General features: G+C 71.4%; 15 protein-coding genes. All 15 read right to left on the bottom strand.

Annotation, left to right across the window (positions count from 1 at the left end; genetic code table 11):
* Positions 1 to 81 precede the first annotated feature (81 nt).
* Positions 82 to 2,310: a xanthine dehydrogenase family protein molybdopterin-binding subunit gene (locus ACWCP8_RS06605; RefSeq protein WP_352268618.1), complete on the bottom strand. Its 2,229-nt coding sequence runs from the start codon at positions 2,308 to 2,310 to the stop codon at positions 82 to 84.
* Between the two features lie 9 nt (positions 2,311 to 2,319).
* Positions 2,320 to 3,303, bottom strand: a complete 984-nt coding sequence (locus ACWCP8_RS06600) for an FAD binding domain-containing protein (RefSeq protein ID WP_352268617.1) — start codon at positions 3,301 to 3,303, stop codon at positions 2,320 to 2,322.
* Complete coding sequence (locus tag ACWCP8_RS06595; RefSeq protein ID WP_451114562.1) at positions 3,300 to 3,869, bottom strand: 2Fe-2S iron-sulfur cluster-binding protein; 570 nt, start codon at positions 3,867 to 3,869, stop codon at positions 3,300 to 3,302. The genes ACWCP8_RS06600 and ACWCP8_RS06595 overlap by 4 nt, the downstream gene beginning before the upstream one ends.
* Positions 3,870 to 4,182: 313 nt before the next feature.
* Positions 4,183 to 5,172: a sugar kinase gene (locus tag ACWCP8_RS06590; RefSeq protein ID WP_382834989.1), complete on the bottom strand. Its 990-nt coding sequence runs from the start codon at positions 5,170 to 5,172 to the stop codon at positions 4,183 to 4,185.
* Positions 5,173 to 5,182: 10 nt separating this feature from the next.
* Positions 5,183 to 6,085, bottom strand: coding sequence for an SMP-30/gluconolactonase/LRE family protein (locus tag ACWCP8_RS06585; RefSeq protein WP_451114560.1), 903 nt, complete (start codon positions 6,083 to 6,085; stop codon positions 5,183 to 5,185).
* A complete protein-coding gene (locus ACWCP8_RS06580) occupies positions 6,082 to 6,717 on the bottom strand; it encodes a bifunctional 4-hydroxy-2-oxoglutarate aldolase/2-dehydro-3-deoxy-phosphogluconate aldolase (protein ID WP_451114558.1) in 636 nt (211 codons plus the stop codon). Before ACWCP8_RS06580 ends, ACWCP8_RS06585 begins: the two co-directional genes overlap by 4 nt.
* A 27-nt stretch (positions 6,718 to 6,744) precedes the next feature.
* The gene (locus ACWCP8_RS06575; RefSeq protein ID WP_451114556.1) at positions 6,745 to 7,542 is read right to left on the bottom strand and encodes a hypothetical protein; all 798 of its coding nucleotides are present in this window, start codon (positions 7,540 to 7,542) and stop codon (positions 6,745 to 6,747) included.
* Positions 7,536 to 8,681, bottom strand: a complete 1,146-nt coding sequence (gene dgoD, locus ACWCP8_RS06570) for a galactonate dehydratase (RefSeq protein WP_352268610.1) — start codon at positions 8,679 to 8,681, stop codon at positions 7,536 to 7,538. Before dgoD ends, ACWCP8_RS06575 begins: the two co-directional genes overlap by 7 nt.
* Positions 8,678 to 9,439, bottom strand: coding sequence for a FadR/GntR family transcriptional regulator (locus ACWCP8_RS06565; protein WP_352268608.1), 762 nt, complete (start codon positions 9,437 to 9,439; stop codon positions 8,678 to 8,680). Before ACWCP8_RS06565 ends, dgoD begins: the two co-directional genes overlap by 4 nt.
* A gap of 57 nt (positions 9,440 to 9,496) precedes the next feature.
* Complete coding sequence (locus ACWCP8_RS06560; RefSeq protein ID WP_352268606.1) at positions 9,497 to 10,255, bottom strand: SDR family NAD(P)-dependent oxidoreductase; 759 nt, start codon at positions 10,253 to 10,255, stop codon at positions 9,497 to 9,499.
* Positions 10,256 to 10,314: 59 nt separating this feature from the next.
* Positions 10,315 to 12,426 (bottom strand): alpha-galactosidase, encoded by a 2,112-nt coding sequence (locus tag ACWCP8_RS06555; RefSeq protein ID WP_451114553.1) that lies wholly within the window; start codon positions 12,424 to 12,426, stop codon positions 10,315 to 10,317.
* Positions 12,423 to 13,328, bottom strand: a complete 906-nt coding sequence (locus ACWCP8_RS06550; RefSeq protein WP_356002348.1) for a carbohydrate ABC transporter permease — start codon at positions 13,326 to 13,328, stop codon at positions 12,423 to 12,425. The genes ACWCP8_RS06555 and ACWCP8_RS06550 overlap by 4 nt, the downstream gene beginning before the upstream one ends.
* On the bottom strand, positions 13,328 to 14,182 hold the full coding sequence (locus ACWCP8_RS06545) for a carbohydrate ABC transporter permease (protein WP_356002345.1): 855 nt from the start codon (positions 14,180 to 14,182) through the stop codon (positions 13,328 to 13,330). Before ACWCP8_RS06545 ends, ACWCP8_RS06550 begins: the two co-directional genes overlap by 1 nt.
* Before the next feature lie 44 nt (positions 14,183 to 14,226).
* Positions 14,227 to 15,519, bottom strand: coding sequence for an ABC transporter substrate-binding protein (locus tag ACWCP8_RS06540; RefSeq protein ID WP_451114550.1), 1,293 nt, complete (start codon positions 15,517 to 15,519; stop codon positions 14,227 to 14,229).
* Between the two features lie 207 nt (positions 15,520 to 15,726).
* Positions 15,727 to 17,838, bottom strand: coding sequence for a glycoside hydrolase family 27 protein (locus tag ACWCP8_RS06535; protein ID WP_451114548.1), 2,112 nt, complete (start codon positions 17,836 to 17,838; stop codon positions 15,727 to 15,729).
* Between the last annotated feature and the right edge of the window lie 392 nt (positions 17,839 to 18,230).

Raw genomic sequence — 18,230 nt, 5'->3', positions numbered from 1 at the left:
TTGATCCGGTCGGGCCGGCGACGGTCCCGGTATCGCCGGCTCACGCCCACCGGCCGGCGAACCGGCACCGTCGTCACGGATTCAGGCATCCATCAGTGGCAGACCGGGCAGCACCTTCTCGATGGTGATGGGGAAGTCACGCACGCGCACGCCGGTGGCGTTGAACACCGCGTTCGCGACCGACGCACCGGCCCCGCAGATGCCCAGCTCGCCGACGCCCTTCGCGCCCAGGACGTTGGCCTTGTCGTCGTACCCGTCAAGGATGACCGCGTCGACGTCGGGGATGTCGGCGTGGACCGGCACCAGGTATTGCGCGAGGTCCCGGTTGACGAAGGCGCCGGATCGCAGGTCGACCACGGCCTCTTCTTCGAGGGCCGCGCCGGTCCCCCAGATCATGCCGCCGATCAGCTGCGAACGAGCCGTCTTCGCGTTGAGCACGCGGCCCACCGAGAACACGCCGAGCATCCGCCGCAGACGGATCTCGGCGGTGTCCGCGTCGACCCCCACTTCAGCGAAATGGGCCCCGTAGGTGTTGATCGAGTAGTCCGTGTAGTTCGGGTCATCGCCCATGAAGCGGGTACCGCCCTCCGCCTCGACACCTTCCGGATGGTTGCGTGCGACGATCTCGCTCAGCGCCTCGGACGCGCCGCCGACAACCACGTTGCCATCGGAGAACACGGCGTCCGCCGGGTCCAGGCCGTGCAGCGGGGAGCGCGTGTCGCCGCGCGCCGCGGCCAGGACCTGCTCGCGCAGGGTCATACACGCACCATGCACCGCATTGCACGAGCTGGCGGCGCCCCACGAGCCGCCGGACCCCCAGCTGGTGGGAAAGTCGGAACGCCCGAGCTCGATCCGCACCCGATCCGGCGGCAGCCCGAGGCCCTCGGCCGCGACCTGGGTCAGGACGGTGTACGTGCCCGTGCCGAGGTCGGTCATGTCCGTCCGGACGACGGCGGTGCCGTCAGCCTCCAACCGCACCCGCACGGCTGTCGGCCCTTGGAAGTGCCCGCGGATGGCGGCCGACATGCCGTAGCCAATCAGCCAGCGCCCGTCGCGCATGCTCGCCGGGGTGGCGGGGCGGTGCTCCCAGCCGAACCGGCGCGCGCCTTCGCGCAGACAGTCGACCAGGTGCCGGTCGCTGTACGGCACGTCTCGCTCGGGATCGACGGTGGGCTCGTTGAGGATCCGCAGCTCGACGGGGTCCATCCCGAGCGCATGGGCCAGCTCGTCCATCGCCGACTCGACCGCCAGCATGCCCGGCGCTTCGCCCGGCGCGCGTACGTCCGTCCCGGGCGGCAGATCGAGCGGCGCCAGCCGGTGGCTGGTCAACCGGTGGGGGGCAGCGTAGAGGCTGCGGGTCGTGGCGGCGGTCTGCTCGGCATACTCCACGTCGGGGTTGGTGTGCATGGTGACGTCATGGGCGATCGCGGTCAGCTGTCCGTCCTGCTCCGCGCCCAGTCGGACCCGCTGGCTGGATGTGGGGCGGTTGCCGACGAGCTGGAAGATCTGCTGCCTGGTCATCGCGACCTTGACCGGTTGGCGCAACTCGCGAGCGGCGAGCGCGGCCAGGATCGTCTCGGAATGGATGCCGAGCTTGGAGCCGAATCCCCCGCCGACGAAGGGGGTGACGATGTGGACCCGCTCGGGGTCGATCCGAAGCGTGGCGGCGACCGAGGCCCGCGCCGCGTCGACGATCTGACAGCTGACGTAGACGGTCAGGTCCTCGTCGCGCGGTTCCACGAGACACGCGTGCGGTTCCATCGGCATCGAGAGTTCGTACGGCGTCGTGTACTGCTGGTCGACCTTGACCGCCGCGCTGTCGAACCCGGCATCGAAATCGCCGACCGCAGTGTCGGTGGGGAGTCCGGCGTTGACCACCTTCGGGATGTACACCTCGTCTTCCTGCTCGGCAAAGTTGAAACGTCCCCGCCCGGCGGTGTATTCGACTTCGACCAGGTCGGCTGCCGCTCGGGCCTGCTCGAGGGTCGTGGCGACGACGAGTGCCACCGGCTCGCCGTAATAGTGGATGTCGGGGCCGGTCAGCACCGGCTGGGCGCGCCAGTATTCGAACGGAATGGACTCATCACGGACACCCTGCGCGGGAGCGTTGTGATGGGTCATCACCATCTTTACGCCGGGTGCGGATTCGGCGTCTTCGGTGTCGATCCGGGTGATGCGGCCTTTGCCGATCGTCGCGCCGACGATGAACCCGTAGAGAGGTTGGCCGGCCCCCCAATTCTCGTAGGCGTATGTGGCCCGGCCGGCGACCTTCAACGGGCCGTCGACGCGGTTCAGAGCTTGCCCGATCATCTCGTCTCCTCAGCTCGCCCGGGCTGCTTGCGCCAGCGTGCGGCACAGCGTGCGCTTGGCCAGCTCGATCTTGAAGTCGTTGTGCCCCTGCCCCACGGCGTCGCGCATCGCGGCCTCGGCGGCGGCGCGATAGGTGACCATCGTGGCGGGACGACCGGTCAACGCGGCCTCCGCCTCGATGGACCTCCAGGGCTTGTGTGCCACACCGCCGAAAGCCACCCGCGCCTCACTGATCGCTCCCTGATCGGTCGAGACGACAGCCGCCACGGAGACCAGCGCGAACTCGTACGACGCCCGGTCTCGCACCTTGCGGTAGATCTGCCGGCCCGACGGGGGCGGGGGCAGGAACACGCTCGTGATCATCTCGTGAGGACGCAGCACGGTCTCGATGTGCGGCGTATCGCCCGGCAGCCGGTAGAAGTCTGCGATGGCGACGCGGCGTACCGACCCGTCGGCGTCGAGCAGCTCGATCTCCGCCTCCAGCGCAGTCATCGCGACGGCCATGTCCGAGGGGTGGGTGGCGATGCAGGAGTCGCTGACGCCGAGGAGCGCGTGAATCCGGTTGAACCCGCCGATCGCCGAGCATCCGGAGCCGGGATCCCGCTTGTTGCAGCCCGCAGCCGTGTCGTAGAAGTAGGGGCAGCGGGTGCGCTGCAACAGATTTCCCCCGGTGGACGCCTTGTTGCGCAGCTGGCCCGAGGCGCCGGCCACCAGCGCCTCCGACAGCACCGGATAGCGGGTACGGACTCGGGCATCGGCGGCCACATCGGAATTCGCCGCCTGGGCCCCGATGCGCAGTCCGCCGTCCGGGAGCTCCTCGATGTCCCGCAGCGGAAGCCGACTGATGTCGACCAGATGGCTGGGCTTCTCGATGTCGAGCTTCATCAGGTCGAGCAGATTCGTGCCGCCGCTGATGAACTTCGCGCCGGTTCTGGACACCGCAGCGACGGCAGCCTGTGCGTCCGTCGCCCGCTCGTACGTGAAGGACCTCATTCCGGGCCTCCCTCCGCGATGCCGCGAATGGCCGCGACGATGTTGGGATAGGCGGCGCACCGACAGATGTTGCCGCTCATCCGCTCGCGGATCTCCTCATCGGTCAACGCGATCCGCGGCGAGGCCACGTCAGCGGTGGCGTGGCTGGGCCAGCCCGCCTCCACCTCGGCGAGCATGCCGACGGCCGAACAGATCTGGCCGGGAGTGCAGTAGCCACACTGGAAGCCGTCACGCTCGACGAAGGCGCGTTGCATGGGGTGCAGGCCATCGGGATCGCCCAGGCCTTCGATCGTGACGATCTCGTCGTCCTCATGCATCACGGCGAGCGTCAAGCAGGAGTTGACGCGCCGGCCGTTGATCAGCACCGTGCAGGCGCCGCACTGCCCGTGATCACACCCCTTCTTGGTCCCGCTCAGGCGCAGATGCTCGCGCAGCGCGTCGAGCAGCGAGGTCCGTGGATCCACCTCAAGCCGTCGCACCTGATCGTTGACGCTCAACTCGATCGCCGAGAGTTGGGCCATCTCGCCATGGCTCCGCCCCGCGGCGCCCGTATCCGAATCACTCACCACAGCCCGCCTTCCTCGCTGGGTGCGAGTGTCACCCTGGATATGCGTCGCCACTGTGGGGCGCGCTCCTCCTCAAGGTCTCGCAAAAACCGTCGCACCGCTCGTCGGAAGGCGGCCAACCGCGCCCGCAGGTTCTCGGTGCCGCTACTCGCTCGGCCGGGCGCTTCTGCGCGGCAGCCCCGCGAGCATCCGCGCAGGAATCCGGCGAACCGACGCCGGGCGGCGAAGCTGCTCTCGAATCAGCCGGGTGGCGGAGTGCCGTGAAGACCGACCACGGTCGATGAGCCGGTCTTCGGCATCCGCGATGTGCTTCTCAGCGAAGCCGAGAGTCGATGGTGGCGGCGCGCCACGTCTCCTCGTCGGCGTCGAGCAGCGCGGCGATGACGGCGGGGTCGGGCAGGGGGCCGTGATCGGCGGCGACCCGGAGGGCGGAGGCCGCGGTCAGATGGCCCAGGCGCAGGGAGCGCTCCACGGGCAGCTGCCGCAGCAGGCCGCTGAGGAATCCGGCGGCGAAGGCGTCGCCGGCGCCGACCGGCTCGACCACGCGGACGGTCAGGGCGGGCACGCTGTGGGCGTCAGGGCCGACGAAGGCCGTGGCCGCGCGGGCGCCGTCCTTGACGACGAGGATGCCGGGGCCGGGAAGGAGGTCACGGACCGCGCGGGGGTCGGTGAGCGCGTCTCCCCACAGGTCCTGGGCCTCGTCGAGGCCGACGAGCACGATGTCGGCTCGGTCCGCGAGCGGCCGCAGGATGTCGGCGGCGGACCGGCCTGTCCAGAGGGCGGGGCGGTGGTTGACGTCGAAGCTGACGCCATAGGGACGGTCGGGGCGCAGTGCCCGCTCGACGAGGGCGTGGCAGCCGGAGGACAGTGCGGGGGTGATTCCGCTGAGGTGGAGGAGTGCGGCGTCCGCCACGGCGGGGTCGTCGAGGAGTTCGGGGGTGAGGGCCGAGGCGGCGGATCCGCGGCGGTGGTAGTGGACGCGGGTGCCGTTCCCGCCGGGGTCCTTGAGGAGCAGTCCGGTGGGCCGGTCCGGGTCGGTGCGGACGCCACTGATGTCGACGCCGCCCGCGGCGACCCGCTCGCGGACACGCCGGCCGAAGGGATCGTCGCCGAGCGCGGACACCCATCGGGCGGGGATGCCGTGGTCGGCGAGATACAGAGCGACATTCGACTCGGCGCCCGCGATATCGACCCGGAGAAGGTCCGCGGCATCGAGCGGGCCGAGGGGTTCCGGGGCGAGGGCGGCCATGGTCTCGCCGACGCAGACCACGGGGCCGGGACGCAGCGGCCGGGGGGTGCTCATGGTGGGTCTCCTAGCGGGTGTCGGCGAAGACCGCGGTGGTGTCCGCGGTGCCCGCCGGGCGGTACGGCGCGGCCGGCGCCCCGGGGATGTCCACGCGCGAAGCGAAGACGGCGCCGTCGAGCGGACCCGGATCGGGCAGGCCGATACGGGCGCTGGTGACAAGGAGGGTGCGGCCGTCGGGGCCGCCGAGACAGAGTCCGGCGGGCTGGGCGGCGGCCAGTTCCACGATCCGGTCGAGGGTGCCGTCGGGGTGGTAGCGGTGGACCTGTCCGGTGCCCCAGACGGCGGTCCACAGCCCGCCCTCGGCGTCGGCCGTCATGCCGTCGGGGCTGCCGGAACCGAGGGTGACGAAGGGGCAGGGCTCGCCCAGGTCGCCGGTGGCGGGGTCGACGGGGTAGCGCCGGATGATGCCGCGGGCGCTGTCGGCGAGGTACATGACGGTGCCGTCGGCGGTGAACGCCGGGCCGTTCGGGACCGTGATGTCCCGCAGCACGCGGGTGACGCGGCCGTCGCGGTCCACGCGGTAGAGCGAGCCCGCGTCCTCGGTCGCCTCGTAGGCCATGCTGCCGGCCCAGAAGCGGCCGTGCGGGTCGGCGACGCCGTCGTTCATCCGCATCGGCACCGGGGCGTCGCCCTCGGGGCGTGCGATCCAGTCGACGCGTCCGGCGTCGTCGATACGGCAGATGCCGGTACCCGCCGCCGCGATCCAGTGGCCGGGGCGTCCTTCGACCGGGGCCACCGCACCCAGCGGAAAGGGCAGTTGGGCGATCAGCCCGAGCGGTGCGGCGGGGTCGTCGGGGGCGGACAGCAACCGCCCGGAGAGGATGTCGGTCAGGACCGCGCGGCCGTCCGCCCACCGGATGCCCTCGCCGAGTTCGAGGCGGTCGGTCCCGTGGACCGTGGGCGTGGTCACGGGCGGGGCTCCGGGCGGACGACGTCCAGGAACTCCCGTGCGCGCTCGCGAAGGCCGGCGAGGCTGCCTCCGTCGGCCGCGTCCGCGATCAGGGGCGAGCCGACGCCGACGGCCGTGGCCCCGCTCCGCAGATAGTCGGCGGCGGCCGGGGCGTCCACTCCCCCGACGGGCACGAAGGGCAGGTCGGGGAAGGGGCCGCGCAGGTCCCGCAGATATCCGGGGCCTCCGGCGCTTCCGGCGGGGAAGAGCTTGAGGGCGTCGGCCCCGAGGCGCAGCGCCTGGAGGACGTCGGTCGGTGTCATGACGCCCGCGAGCACGGGGAGTCCGAGCTCCTTGCCGGTCGCGATGCCGTCGCTGACCGCCGGTGTGACGAGGAACGCGGCTCCGGCCCGGTGGGCGGCCCGCGCGTCGTCGGCGGTGAGGACGGTGCCCGCGCCGAGGGTGGCGTCCGGGCCGAGCGCGGCGCGGGCCCGGGCGATGACGTCGAGGGCGTCGCGCCCGCTGAGGGACACCTCGACGAGCGTGACGCCCTCCTCCACGAGAGTGAGGACGGTTTTGAGTGCGGCGTCCGGGTCGCTGCCGCGGACGATGGCGAGCAGCCGGTGCGCGCGCAGCGCGGTGAGCAGGTCCATCGGGTATCCCTCTCTGTTGCTGGGGGTTCAGGAGCGGCGGTTCGCGGTGATGGTGAGCCGCCAGGTGACCTCGCCCGACGCGGGCACGACGGCCGTGTCGCCGTCGTGCGCCGCCGTGCGGTCGAAGACGCGGCCGAGCAGGGGCTCGACGCCGACCGAGCGGTACGGCGCGCCTTGGGGAAAGCCACCGAGGTTGCGCCACAGGGCGATGGAAACCGGCTGGCCGGGGGCCTCGACGGACAGGTGGAGTGTGTCCTGGCCGTCGTGTACCGATACGTGCGGGGCGAGGACGACGGCGCCGACGGCGGTCCCGTCGTCCGGTCCGAGCCGGTCCAGCGGGATGCCGTTGACGCGCGGCCAGGCGCCGGTGACCCAGCGCGCGCCCTCGTCCGGATACAGCCGGGTCACGGCGGGGCCCTCGACGCCGATCCGGGCGGTCTGGGACAGGTCCAGCAGGGCGTGCGCGGCCCAGACGAAGCGGTAGCCCGGTTCGGCGGTGAGCGTGTAGTCGGCGATGACCGCCCCCGCGTCCGTACCGAGACGGCGGGTCAGCCGGAACTCGGGGCACTCCACGACGTCGCGGTGTCCGTCCCGCCGCCACGGCCGCGACCAGGCGTCCCCGTGGTCGGGGAGCCCGCGCACCGTGGGCACGCACTCCTCCAGCCCTCCGGCGTCGGCGAACACGTCTCCGGGCACGGCCCGGGAGCGGCGCGGCTCGTCGCGGTGCCAGAGCCATTCGCGGCCGCCGGCCGTCAGCGAGGTCCAGCGTCCGCCGTGCCCGGGGTCGGTGACGACGGACACCGGGAGCCGGGTGCCGCTCACCATTCGGCGAAGGAGCCGTCGGCGTGTCGCCACACGGGGTTGCGCCAGTTGTGGCCCGCGCGGTCGGCCGCGCGGACGGCGTCCTCGTCGACGGTGATGCCGAGGCCGGGCAGTTCGGTGCGGTGCGCCTGGCCGTCGACGAAGCGGAAGGGCTCGGTGTCGACCACGTACGACAGCAGGTCGGCGTCCTTGTTGTAGTGGATGCCGCGGCTCTGCTCCTGGATCAGGAAGTTGGGCGTGGCGAAGGCGACCTGGAGGCTGGCGGCCAGCGCGATGGGCCCGAGCGGGCAGTGCGGTGCCAGGTGGGCCCCGAAGGTCTCGGCGAGCGAGGCGATCCGGGTGACCTCGGATATCCCGCCGGCGTGCGACAGGTCCGGCTGGGCCACGGCGATGCCCGCGGTCAGTGCCGGGAGGAATTCGGCGCGTCCGTAGAGCCTTTCACCGGTGGCGAGCGGGACGGACGACGCGGCGACCAGCCCCGCAAGCAGGTGCGCCTGGTCGGGCAGCACGGGTTCCTCGACGAACAGCGGGTGCAGCGGCTCGATCTCGTGCAGGACACGGCGTGCGTTGGCGGCACTGAACCGGCCGTGGAAGTCGACAGCGACGTCCCGGTGCGGGCCGAGTGCCTCGCGGGCCGCCGCCACTCGCTCGACGACGGCGGCCGTCTCGGCGGGGCTGGTGAGTGGCGGGGTGCGCCCGGCGGCGTTCATCTTGACGGCGGTGAAGCCTGCCTCGACCTGGGCGGTGATCTCGTCCTTGAGCCGAGCGGGTTCGTCGCCGCCCACCCAGGCGTACACCCGGACCGTGTCGCGGACAGGCCCGCCGAGCAGGGTGTGCACCGGCACGCCCAGGGTGCGGCCGGCGATGTCCCACAGGGCCTGGTCGAGGCCGGCCACGGCGCTGGAGAGCACGGGCCCGCCCCGGTAGAAACCGCCCTTGCTCAGCACCTGCCAGTGGTCCTGGATGCGCAGCGGATCCTGGCCGACGAGATGTTCGGCCAGGACCTCGACGGCGGCTCGCACCACCTCGGCCCGGCCCTCGACCACCGGTTCGCCCCAGCCGACCACACCCTCGTCGGTCTCGATCCGGCAGAACAGCCAGCGGGGCGGGATGAGGAAGGTCTCGACACGCGTGATCTTCACTTTGCCTGGCCGTCTTTCGCTTCGGCGGAGCCGTCCGCGCTCTCGGCCCCGTGCGGGCCGCTGACCTTGTCCAGGTCCCGCATCGCCTGGTCGAGCAGGGCGCGCATGGCGTGCTCGGCGGCGTCCGGATCCCGGTCCCGTACGGCGTCGAGAACGGCCCGGTGGCTGGGCACGGGGTCCTCGCTGTGCGGGGCGCTGTGCACGATCTGGTCGCGCTGGGCCAGGCCCGACTCGATGACCATCTCCATGCGTTCCAGCAGTTCGTTGTGGGTGGCCGCCAGCAGCGCCCGGTGGAAGGCGAGGTCGGACTCGACGGCGTGGCTCGCGCTGCCCTCCTCGCCCATGGCGGCCAGCGCCGCCTCCAGCGCTTCGAGGTCGGCGTCGGCACGGCGGGTCGCGGCCAGCCGGACGGCGGCCGGTTCGATGATGCCGCGAACCTCTCCGAGGTTACGCAGCAGCGCGAGGTCGGCGCGGGTGCCGTTGCTCTCGGAGAACTGCCACCGCAGGACATCTGCGTCGAGCAGATTCCAGTTGGCGCGCGGCCGCACGAAGGTGCCGCGCTTCTGCCGGGCGTCCACCATGCCCTTGGCCGCGAGGACCTTCAGCGATTCGCGCAGGGCCGTCAGGCTGACGTCCAGCTCGCTCTGCAGGGCCGCCATGTCGAGCGTCGCTCCCTCGGGGATCTCGCCGCTGAGCACCCGGCGGGCGAGGGTCTCCACGGTCTGGCCGTGCACTCCGCGGCGCGCGTATGGCGTCATGTGTTTGCCTTTCTTGCTGGTCGGTCGGGGGCTGGGGTGGCGGGCCGGGCGGGCCCGTCAGGCGGACGCTTTGACGACGCTCCAGCCGCCGTCCACGAGCAGGCTCGATCCGGTGATGTACGAGGCTTCGTCGGCGGCGAGGAAAGCCACGGCTGCGGCGACCTCCTCGGGGGTGCCGAAGCGGCGGGCCGCGGTCTCCTCGACGCTCAGCTCACGCTCGCGCTGCGGCACCCTGTCCCACGCGGCGGTGAGGACGGGCCCCGGCAGCACGGCGTTGACCCGTACCTGCGGGCCGTACTCGACCGCGAGCTGTCCGCACAGCGAGAGCAGTGCGCCCTTGCTCGCCGCGTACGCCGGGTGGCCGGGGATGCCGCGGTGGGCGTGCACGGAGGAGGTGAGCACCACGGCCCCCCGATGGTCGCGCAGATCGGGCAGCGCCGCCTTGAAGCCGAGGAAGGCCCCGGTGAGGTTGACGGACAGCTGCCGTTCCCAGGAGGCGAGCGTCATCTCGTGGGCGGGCAGCACCTGCACCGTAAAGGCGTTGCTGACCAGGACGTTGACGGGCCCGAAGGTGTGGGCGGCGTCCATCACCCGCTGCCAGTCCGTCTCCCGAGCGACATCGGTGGCGACGAAGACGGCCTTCGCGCCGTCCTTGCGGAGCCGCGCCGTCGTGTCCTCGCCGCGTTCGGCGTCGATGTCGGCGAGGACGACGGCTGCGCCCTCGGCGGCGAGGCGCGCCGCGGTGGCCGCACCGATGCCCGAGGCGGCGCCGGTGACTACGGCGACGCGGTTGGTGAAGCGGGCCGCTGGGTTCATGGGACGGTTCGTCTCCTGTCGCGAGGGTGGTGGTGGAAGTGCAGATTCTGTCGCTGCTGTCACTGCCGGGCCAGGACGACCAGTTCCGCGTCGTGCCCGGCGGTCCAGGCGAACGGCAGTCCCGAGTGGAGCAGATGGGCGCCGCTGTAGCGGGTGCCGGAGTCCTGGTCCGTGTAGACCGCGTCCGGCGACAGGCCGCGCAGCCGCAGCCGGGCGGCCCTGCCGGGCACCAGGGGTGCGCCGTCCAGGGCCCCGGTGCTCCAGGCCGTCACCACCAGGCGTCCGCCGCCGGGTTCCTCGTACTGGATGCCGCAGGTGGGGTCGGCCGGGCTGCCCAGCAGGTGCACCTCGCCGTGGTGGACGACGTCGCGGACGTCCTTGTAGCGGTCGATCCACCCGGTCGCCTCGGCACACTGCTCCGGGGTCCACTCGCGGATGTCGGCACCTATGCCCAGCACGCCGGCGATGGAGTTGACGAACCGGAAGGCGAGCGAGCGGGGCCGGGGGTCGAAGACGCCGGCGGCGTCGGTGACCCAGGAGCTCATGGTGTGCGGGGCGTGGGCATGGAGGTAGCCGTACTGGATGCGCAGCCGGTCCAGCGGCGCGGTGTTGTCGCTCGGCCACACGACGTCCGTGCGGGCGAGGGTGGCGTGCTCGACGCGTGCGCCGCCGCCGGCGCAGCCCTCCACGGTGACGTGGGGGTGGGCGGTACGCAGGTGGTCCAGGACCCGCAGGTAGCCGGCCACGTGGGCGGCGTCCAGATCCAGCTGCTCCGGGTCGTCGACCACGGGGCCGTCGGGGCGGCCACGCTCGGTGGGTGGCCGGTTCATGTCCCACTTCAGATAGCTGATGGCGTGGTCGCCGAGGAGCCGGTCAAGAGTGGCGATGACGAAGTCCTGCACGTCCGTGCGGCCGAGGTCGAGCAGGAGTTGATTGCGTACGAGCGTGGCGGGGCGGCCGTCGAGACGGTAGACCCACTCGGGGTGCTCGGCGTACAGCTTGGACCGGGGGCTGATGCCCTCGGGTTCGACCCACAGCCCGAAGTCCATGCCGAGTGCGCGGACCTCGTCGACGAACCGGTCGAAACCGCCGGGGAACTCGGCCGGGTCCGGCTCCCAGTCGCCGAGGCCGCCGGTGTCGTCGTGGCGTCCGGTGAACCAACCGTCATCGACGACGAACAATTCGGCGCCGAGGTCCGCGGCAGCCTTGGCGAGTTCCAGCTGCGCTGCGGCGTCGACGTCGAAGCCGGTCGCCTCCCAGGAGTTGTAGAGCACCTGGCGGGGCCGGTTCATACGGTCGCCGGTCAGCCGCCGCTCGTAGCGGTGCCACACACGGGCCAGCCCGTCGAGGCCGTCCGCGCTGAAGGCGCAGGCCAGCCGGGGCGTGGTGAGGGTGGCGCCAGGGGCGAGGTGGACGGCGCCCTCGTGCGGCACCCGGCCGGCGCGGACCCGCACCGAACCGCCGGGTTCGGCATCGGCGCTGATCCGCCAGTTCCCGGACCACTCCAGGGCGATGCCGTAGGTGGGGGTGGCTCCCTCGGCCGGGGCGGCCGCGTCCTGGATCGCGAGCCAGGGGGCGTACGCGTGACCGGCGGAGCCCTGGGTGCTCTCCATCTCGAAGCGGCCGCGCTCCAGATCCAGGTGCTTCAGCTGGAACTCCTGCGACCACTGGCCGGCCAGGTAGGTCAGCCTGGCGCCGCCTTGGGCGGGCACGTTGACGGCGGCTGAGTCGAAGCGCTCGAGGCGCAGCTCCCGCTCGCCGGTGCAGGTCAGCTCCGTCCAGCGCAGGATGACGTCGGTGCCCGGGACGGTCTCGTAGCACAGCGTCGTGCGCAGACCGAGGACCTCGTCGGCGAAGTCCAGGCGCAGCGCGCGGTCTCCGTCCGCAGTGGCGCCGGTGAACCGCCACCAGCTGCCGCGGTCGCCGCCCGCTTGCCGGGCGATCAGGTCTGCGCCGGTGAACGGCCGCAGCCCGTACGGGATGTACTCGGCGGGCGCCGCGTCGGCGGGGGTGATGAAGTGGGTCCGCTGCGACCAGTCCATCGGCGACGGACCCTGTTCCGCGCCGTGCGGCCCCCACGCGGCGAGTTCGGCCCAGCGGCCGTCCCCGCCGAGGGTGACGGCATAGGTGGTCGTGTCGGTGCGCAGCAGCCACTGCTCGTGCCCGGTCACTTGACGGCCCCCAGGTTGAGTCCGGCCACGAAGTGGCGTTGGAAGCGGAGGAAGACGGCCACGGTCGGGGCGGCGGCGATCACCGATCCGGCGGCGATGACGTTCCACATGGACACGTACTGGCCCTGCAGCCCGATGAGGGACGCGGTGATGGGCATCTGGGTGTCCGTGCGGAGCACGGTGATGGCCCACAGCAGGTCGTTGAAGATCCAGGTGAACGACAGGGCGCTCAGCGCGGCGAGCGCCGGGCGGGCCAGCGGCAGGATGATCCGCCAGTAGATCTGCCAGGGGCTCGCGCCGTCGATGACCGCGGCCTGCTGGATCTCTCCGGGGATCGATCGCATGAAGCCGTGCAGGACGAAGACGTAGAAGCCGACGCCGAAGCCGACCTGCACCCCGATCAGCGCGTACAGCTGGTCGTAGATGCCGAGCACCTCGCTGAGTTTGGAGACGGGGATCAGCAGGATCTGCGGGGGCAGCAGGTTGCCGCCGAGCATCAGCAGCAGCAGGACGCGGCGCAGCGGCAGGTCATAGCGGCTGAGTGCGAACGCCGCCGTGGAGGCGAGGCCCAGCGAGAGCAGCACGGTGGGGATGGAGACCAGCATGCTGTTGATGAGGGCCTGCTGCTGGCCTCCGTCCACCCACGCCTGACGGAAGCCGTCGAAGGTGAAGGAGTGCGGCCAACTGCCCACCCCGTGCGCGGCGATGTCGTCGAAGGTGCGGGTGCTGGTGACCAGGACGAGGACGATCGGCAGCAGCCACAGAGCGGACAGCAGGCCCGCGGAGACGTGGAAGCCGGTGGTGCGCCAGGCGCGGCCGCGGCCGACGCGGGCCGGCGGCGCCGGCACGGGGGACGGGCCCGGATGGTCCTTGACGGGTGCGGGAACGTGGGTCGCGGTCATCAGTCGGCCTCCCGGAAGGCGCGCACGAGGTAGCTGGCGATGACACCGAAGGCCAGCAGGAAGATGACGACGGCGAGCGCGGAGCCGTAGCCCAGCCGCAGGGACTGGAACGCGGTGGAGTACATGTAGGTGCTCAGCAGTTCGGAGGAGTGGTACGGGCCGCCACGGGTGAGCGCCCACACGACGTCGAACGAGCGCAGCGAGTCGATGACGATGACCGACAGGACGACCGCGTTGACGCTCTTGAGCTGCGGCAGCGTGATGTGCCGGAACTGCTGGAGGCGGTTCGCGCCGTCGACCTTGGCCGCCTCGTACAGTGCGGGGTCGATGCCCTTGAGGCCGGCGAGGTAGAGCACCATGACGTAACCGACCTGGCGCCACAGCGCGGGCACGATCACCGCGTAGAAGGCGGTGTCCTGGTCGGCGAGCCAGGCGTGCCGCCAGTTCCCGAGGCCGATGGCCGACAGCACATTGTTGATCAGGCCGTCCGGCTGGTACATGGCCTGCCACACCAGCGCGGTGGCGACCAGTGAGAAGACCACCGGCAGGAACAGCGCCGCCCGGTAGAACCCGACGCCGCGCCGCTCCTGCTGGAGCAGCAGCGCGGCACCGAGTCCGAGGGCGGCGGACAGCCCGCCGAAGAGCACCAGCCACAGCACCGTGTTCAAGGCGGCCGTGCGGAAGACCGAATCGTGCACCATCTCGCTGAAGTTGCCGAGTCCGACGAAGGTCGGCGCCGAAAGGCCGTCCCACGAGGTGAGCGAGAGGTAGAAGCCCTGCATGGCGGGCCAGAAGACCCAGAAGGCCTCGGCGAGCAGCGGCAGGAGGACGAAGGCCAGGACCACGGGGGGCACCCGCGTGGCCCTGGACCTTCGTGCGGAGCCGATCAGCGCCATGTTCACTGGCTCCAGATCTTCTGGGCGCTGCGCTGCCAGGTGGTGAGGATGGGGCCGACCTGCTTGGGCTTGGCCAGGTAGTGGACCAGTGCCGTGTCGGCGGTCGGCTGGAGGGCGTCACTGGAGTCGCGGTTGAAGAACTGGGTGAGGTCGGCGGCGCCCTCGATGAGCTTGCGGCCCTTGAGGACCAGGGGTGTGCCGCTGTCCTTGGCGTCGGGGTGGGTCGGCAGCGTGGTGCCCGAGGAGCTCTTGAGGTAGAGCTCCTGCGCCTCGGCGGTGGCCAGGTAGCGCATCAATTCCTTGGCGCCGTCGGTGCGCTTGGTGCGGGCGCTGGCGAAGTAGCCGTCGGTGGGGGCCTCCTCGGCCACCGGGATCTTCGGGTCGATGATGGGGAACTGGAAGAAGTCCAGGTCGCCGAGGGCGTCCTTGGGCGCGGCGTCGGCGAAGAAGGTGCCGATCAGCATCATGCCCGTACGGCCCTGCAGCAGCGCGGTGGTGGCGTCCTGGAAGGGGATCGCCGTGCCGTTGGGGTCGAAGAAGGGGCGGGCCTCGTCCCAGCGGTCGAAGACCTTGCGGACCTCCGGGTCGTCGAAGCGGTGCTTGCCCGCGAGGAGTTCGCGGTGGTACGTCGCGCCGTTGACGCGGATGTTGAGGTAGTCGAACCATGCGGAGGCCACCCACGGGGTGTCGCCGCCGGCGCCGAGGCCGATCGGGGCGACGCCCTTGCTCTTGAGCTTGTCGCACAGGTCGAGGAACTCGTCCCAGGTCTTGGGCTCCTGCACGCCCCACTTGGCGAAGTTGGACTTCCGGTAGAACATGCCCCACCAGTAGTAGCTGGTGGGCACGAAGACCTTCTTGCCGCTGGAGGCGGAGGTGCACAGCCTCTTCAGCGCGTCGGAGTACCCGGCGAGCTCCGGCTTCTCCCAGATGTCGCTGATGTCGAGGAGGAGGTCCTTCTTCGCGTAGGACTCGGCGACCGACCCGGGGTACCAGGTGTAGACGTCCGGCGGAGTGGCCGAGGTGAGGTAGGTCGGCAGCTGCGTGCGGAAGGTCTCCGAGGCGACGGTGTTGAGCTGTGCCTTCGCGTCCCCGCGCTTGTCGAATGCGGCGACGATCGCCTTCATGGCCGTCTTGGCCTGCGGGGAGGAGAGGTTGGACTGCAGGGTCACCGGGCCGCCGGACTTTCCTCCGGTGGCGGACGGGCTCTGGGTGACGCAGCTGCTGAGCAGCGCGCCGGCGCCGACGGCGCCTGATCCTACGAGGAATCTGCGGCGGGTGGCGTTGAAGGCGGTCATTAGTGCACTCCCTATGTGCCCACGGAACGGAGTTGAGGCCCCCTGACGGCCCGGCTCTGGGTGCGGCAGACACAGCCTGTCGCAGAGGTCGGAGCGCCGTCAAGATTAATTACTAATTTATTCTTCAGTGGGTATGCCCCTGGGCCTTGTACGGCCCGGAGGCACACCCACACCAGGTGGAGCAGGGTGAAGCAGGGGAAGCGGAGCTCAGAGCTCGCTCTGGTGGACGCGGCCGTCCACCCCGCGGAATGCGGCCAGTACGTCGCCGTCCGGCCCGGCGACGGCACCGAGCGCGCCGTCGAAGACACCACTCACGAAGCCGTTGTGGGGGGTCCAGCCGGCCCAGCCGTCCGCCACGGTCCAACTGCGCTGCCAGAGCGTGTAGTCACCGGCCCGCGCGTACAGGTGCACCGTGCCGCCGGAGGCGACCAGTGTCGGACTGCCGCTGGTCGTGCCGCCCAGCGCGGTCCACGACGACCAGGTCCCGGAGGTGTCCCTGGTCCGCCACCACACCGCGTCGTCAGCGGTGCGTACGGCCACGTGGAGCCGCCCGGCGTCGTCGATGACCGCCGACGGCCGCCCGGAGAACGGCCGGTCCTGCGGCGCCCCCAGCGACGTCCAGCCGGAAGCGGGGCCGCGCGACCACACGCTGCCGTCCGCGCCGCGCGCGAACAGCGTCCAGTCGTCCGGGGCGGCGAAGGCCGCCGTCGGCGCGTCCGTCAGCGTCCCGCCCAGGCTCTGCCAGCGCCCCCAGCGTCCGTCGGCGTACACCCGCCGGTAGGCGGTGTCGTCCGTGCCTCGGACGAAGACGTCGATCCGGCTGCCGGACGAGGCGTACGCGGCGGGCTGACCGAGGATGCGGCCTTGCGTGGGGCCGCCCAGGTCGGTGGTGCGCGCCCCGGACCAGTCGCCGCCGCGCGCGGTCTGCGCGCGCAGGGCGCCGTCCGTACCGCGTGTGAACACTGTCAGCCGGTCACCGTCGCGCACCAGCGCCGGGCTCGCCGAGGACCGTCCGGGCAGCAGTGCCCCGGGGGCGTCGTCCGTGCCCGTCAGCTTGAGGAAGGCGGTGCCGTGCGCCGGGACCCGCACCGTGTACGAGCCGGTGTGCGTGCCCCGCGCCGTACGGGCCCGCAGGTCACGCACCGCGACCGGGCCGCTGAGCCCGGCGTCGGAGAACCGCACGGTACGGTCCTGCGCCTGGTCGGAGCGGTTGAGCACGACGACCGCGCGCTTGCCCGCGCCCTTCAGCACCTTGCTGTACACGTCGCCCACCGAGTCGGTCGCCACGCGCACGCCCTGAATGCCGAGCGGATCCTGGTCCACAGCGATGATCTCGGGGTTGCGCAGGGTGTCGATCATGGACTGCGGCAGGGTGCGCGGGTCGCTGCCCAGCACCAGCGGCGAGGCCATCTCGGCCCACATCACGAACTGCGTGGTGGACTCCTCCTCCGACAGCTCGTATCCGCCCTCGGCGAGCTTGCGCATGGGGATGAGGTAGTCGGGGTCGTTGTAGTGGCCCGGCCCCTGGGCCTCGGGGTGCCAGGCGTTGGCATCCATGTTGCGCAGGATGTTGGGCCACTCCCCCGCCGTCGGGGTGCCCCAGGCGATGTCGGTGCCGGTGCGCCAGGAATCGGCGGTCGTCGGCCCGTAGACGAAGGCGTTGTGCGCGTCCTGCTCGGGGGTGTGCGGCAGACCCCAGTCATCGGTGAGCGGGTTGCACAGGTTGAGCAGCATCCGCCGCCCGGACTTGGCCACGGCGTCGCTGAACTCCTTGAACGCCGGGCCGGGATCGAGCTTTTCGCCGATCCCGCACAGGAAGTCCACCTTGATCGCGTCGACCTTCCACCCGGCGAACTGCCGGGCGTCCTGCTCGTAGTGACCGCGGCTGCCCAGCCCACAGCTCTTGCCGCCGTCGTAGGTGCCGGCGTCGGTGTAGATACCGGCTTTCAGGCCCCTCTGGTGAAGGTAGGTCACCAGCGCCGGAATCCCCGAGGGGAAACGGGTGGGGTTGGCCACGAGCCGCCCGGTCGCCGCGTCGCGCGGCTCGTCGGCCTGCCAGCCGCCGTCCAGCCAGACGATGTTGTAGCCGCTGTCGCGCAGCCCGCTGCCGACCAGATGGTCGGCGACCTTTCTGACCTGGTCCTCCGTCGGAGCGCCGAGCCCGTAGTACGTGTTCCATCCCATGTACGGCGTGGGGGCGAGGCCGCTGTCGTAGTACTGCGGCGCGCCCTGGTCGTCCGCGGCGTGCGCCGCGGGAACTGCCGTCCCGACCAGCACCACGGCGCCGAGCACGACCGCGGTACGCCGCACTCGCGCCATCCCTGCACGATGCGAAGTCACTTAAATCTCCCGAGAGTTGGGTTCCACGAGGTAACCCCGCCCGCCGATTGCGGCGGGCGGCGGTGCCACGGCGGAAACTGTGGTCGGGCCCCCGAAACCTGTCAACATTAATTGCTAATTAACTTAAAAACGGATTCTCGGAGGGCGTTCTGTCCACCAGCCACGCGCCGTGGGCCCACCTGACGACCCGTACTCGGCACACATCCACCAAGGTCCGGACCCACTCGTCCACATGTCCCGGACGACCGTCCAGCAGGTCGACTGACCAGCACGAACGAATACAGAACCCACGGTTCCGGCTCCGGCTCACCTCGGTCGCCCGGGGCGGGACCGCTCGGTTGCCTTTCGCCGACCGGCCGCACCTCTTCGTC

Source organism: Streptomyces sp. NPDC002206 (assembly GCF_053593595.1).
The sequence above is the reverse complement of the archived record's forward strand: the minus strand, read 5'-3'. Positions and strand labels throughout refer to the sequence as shown.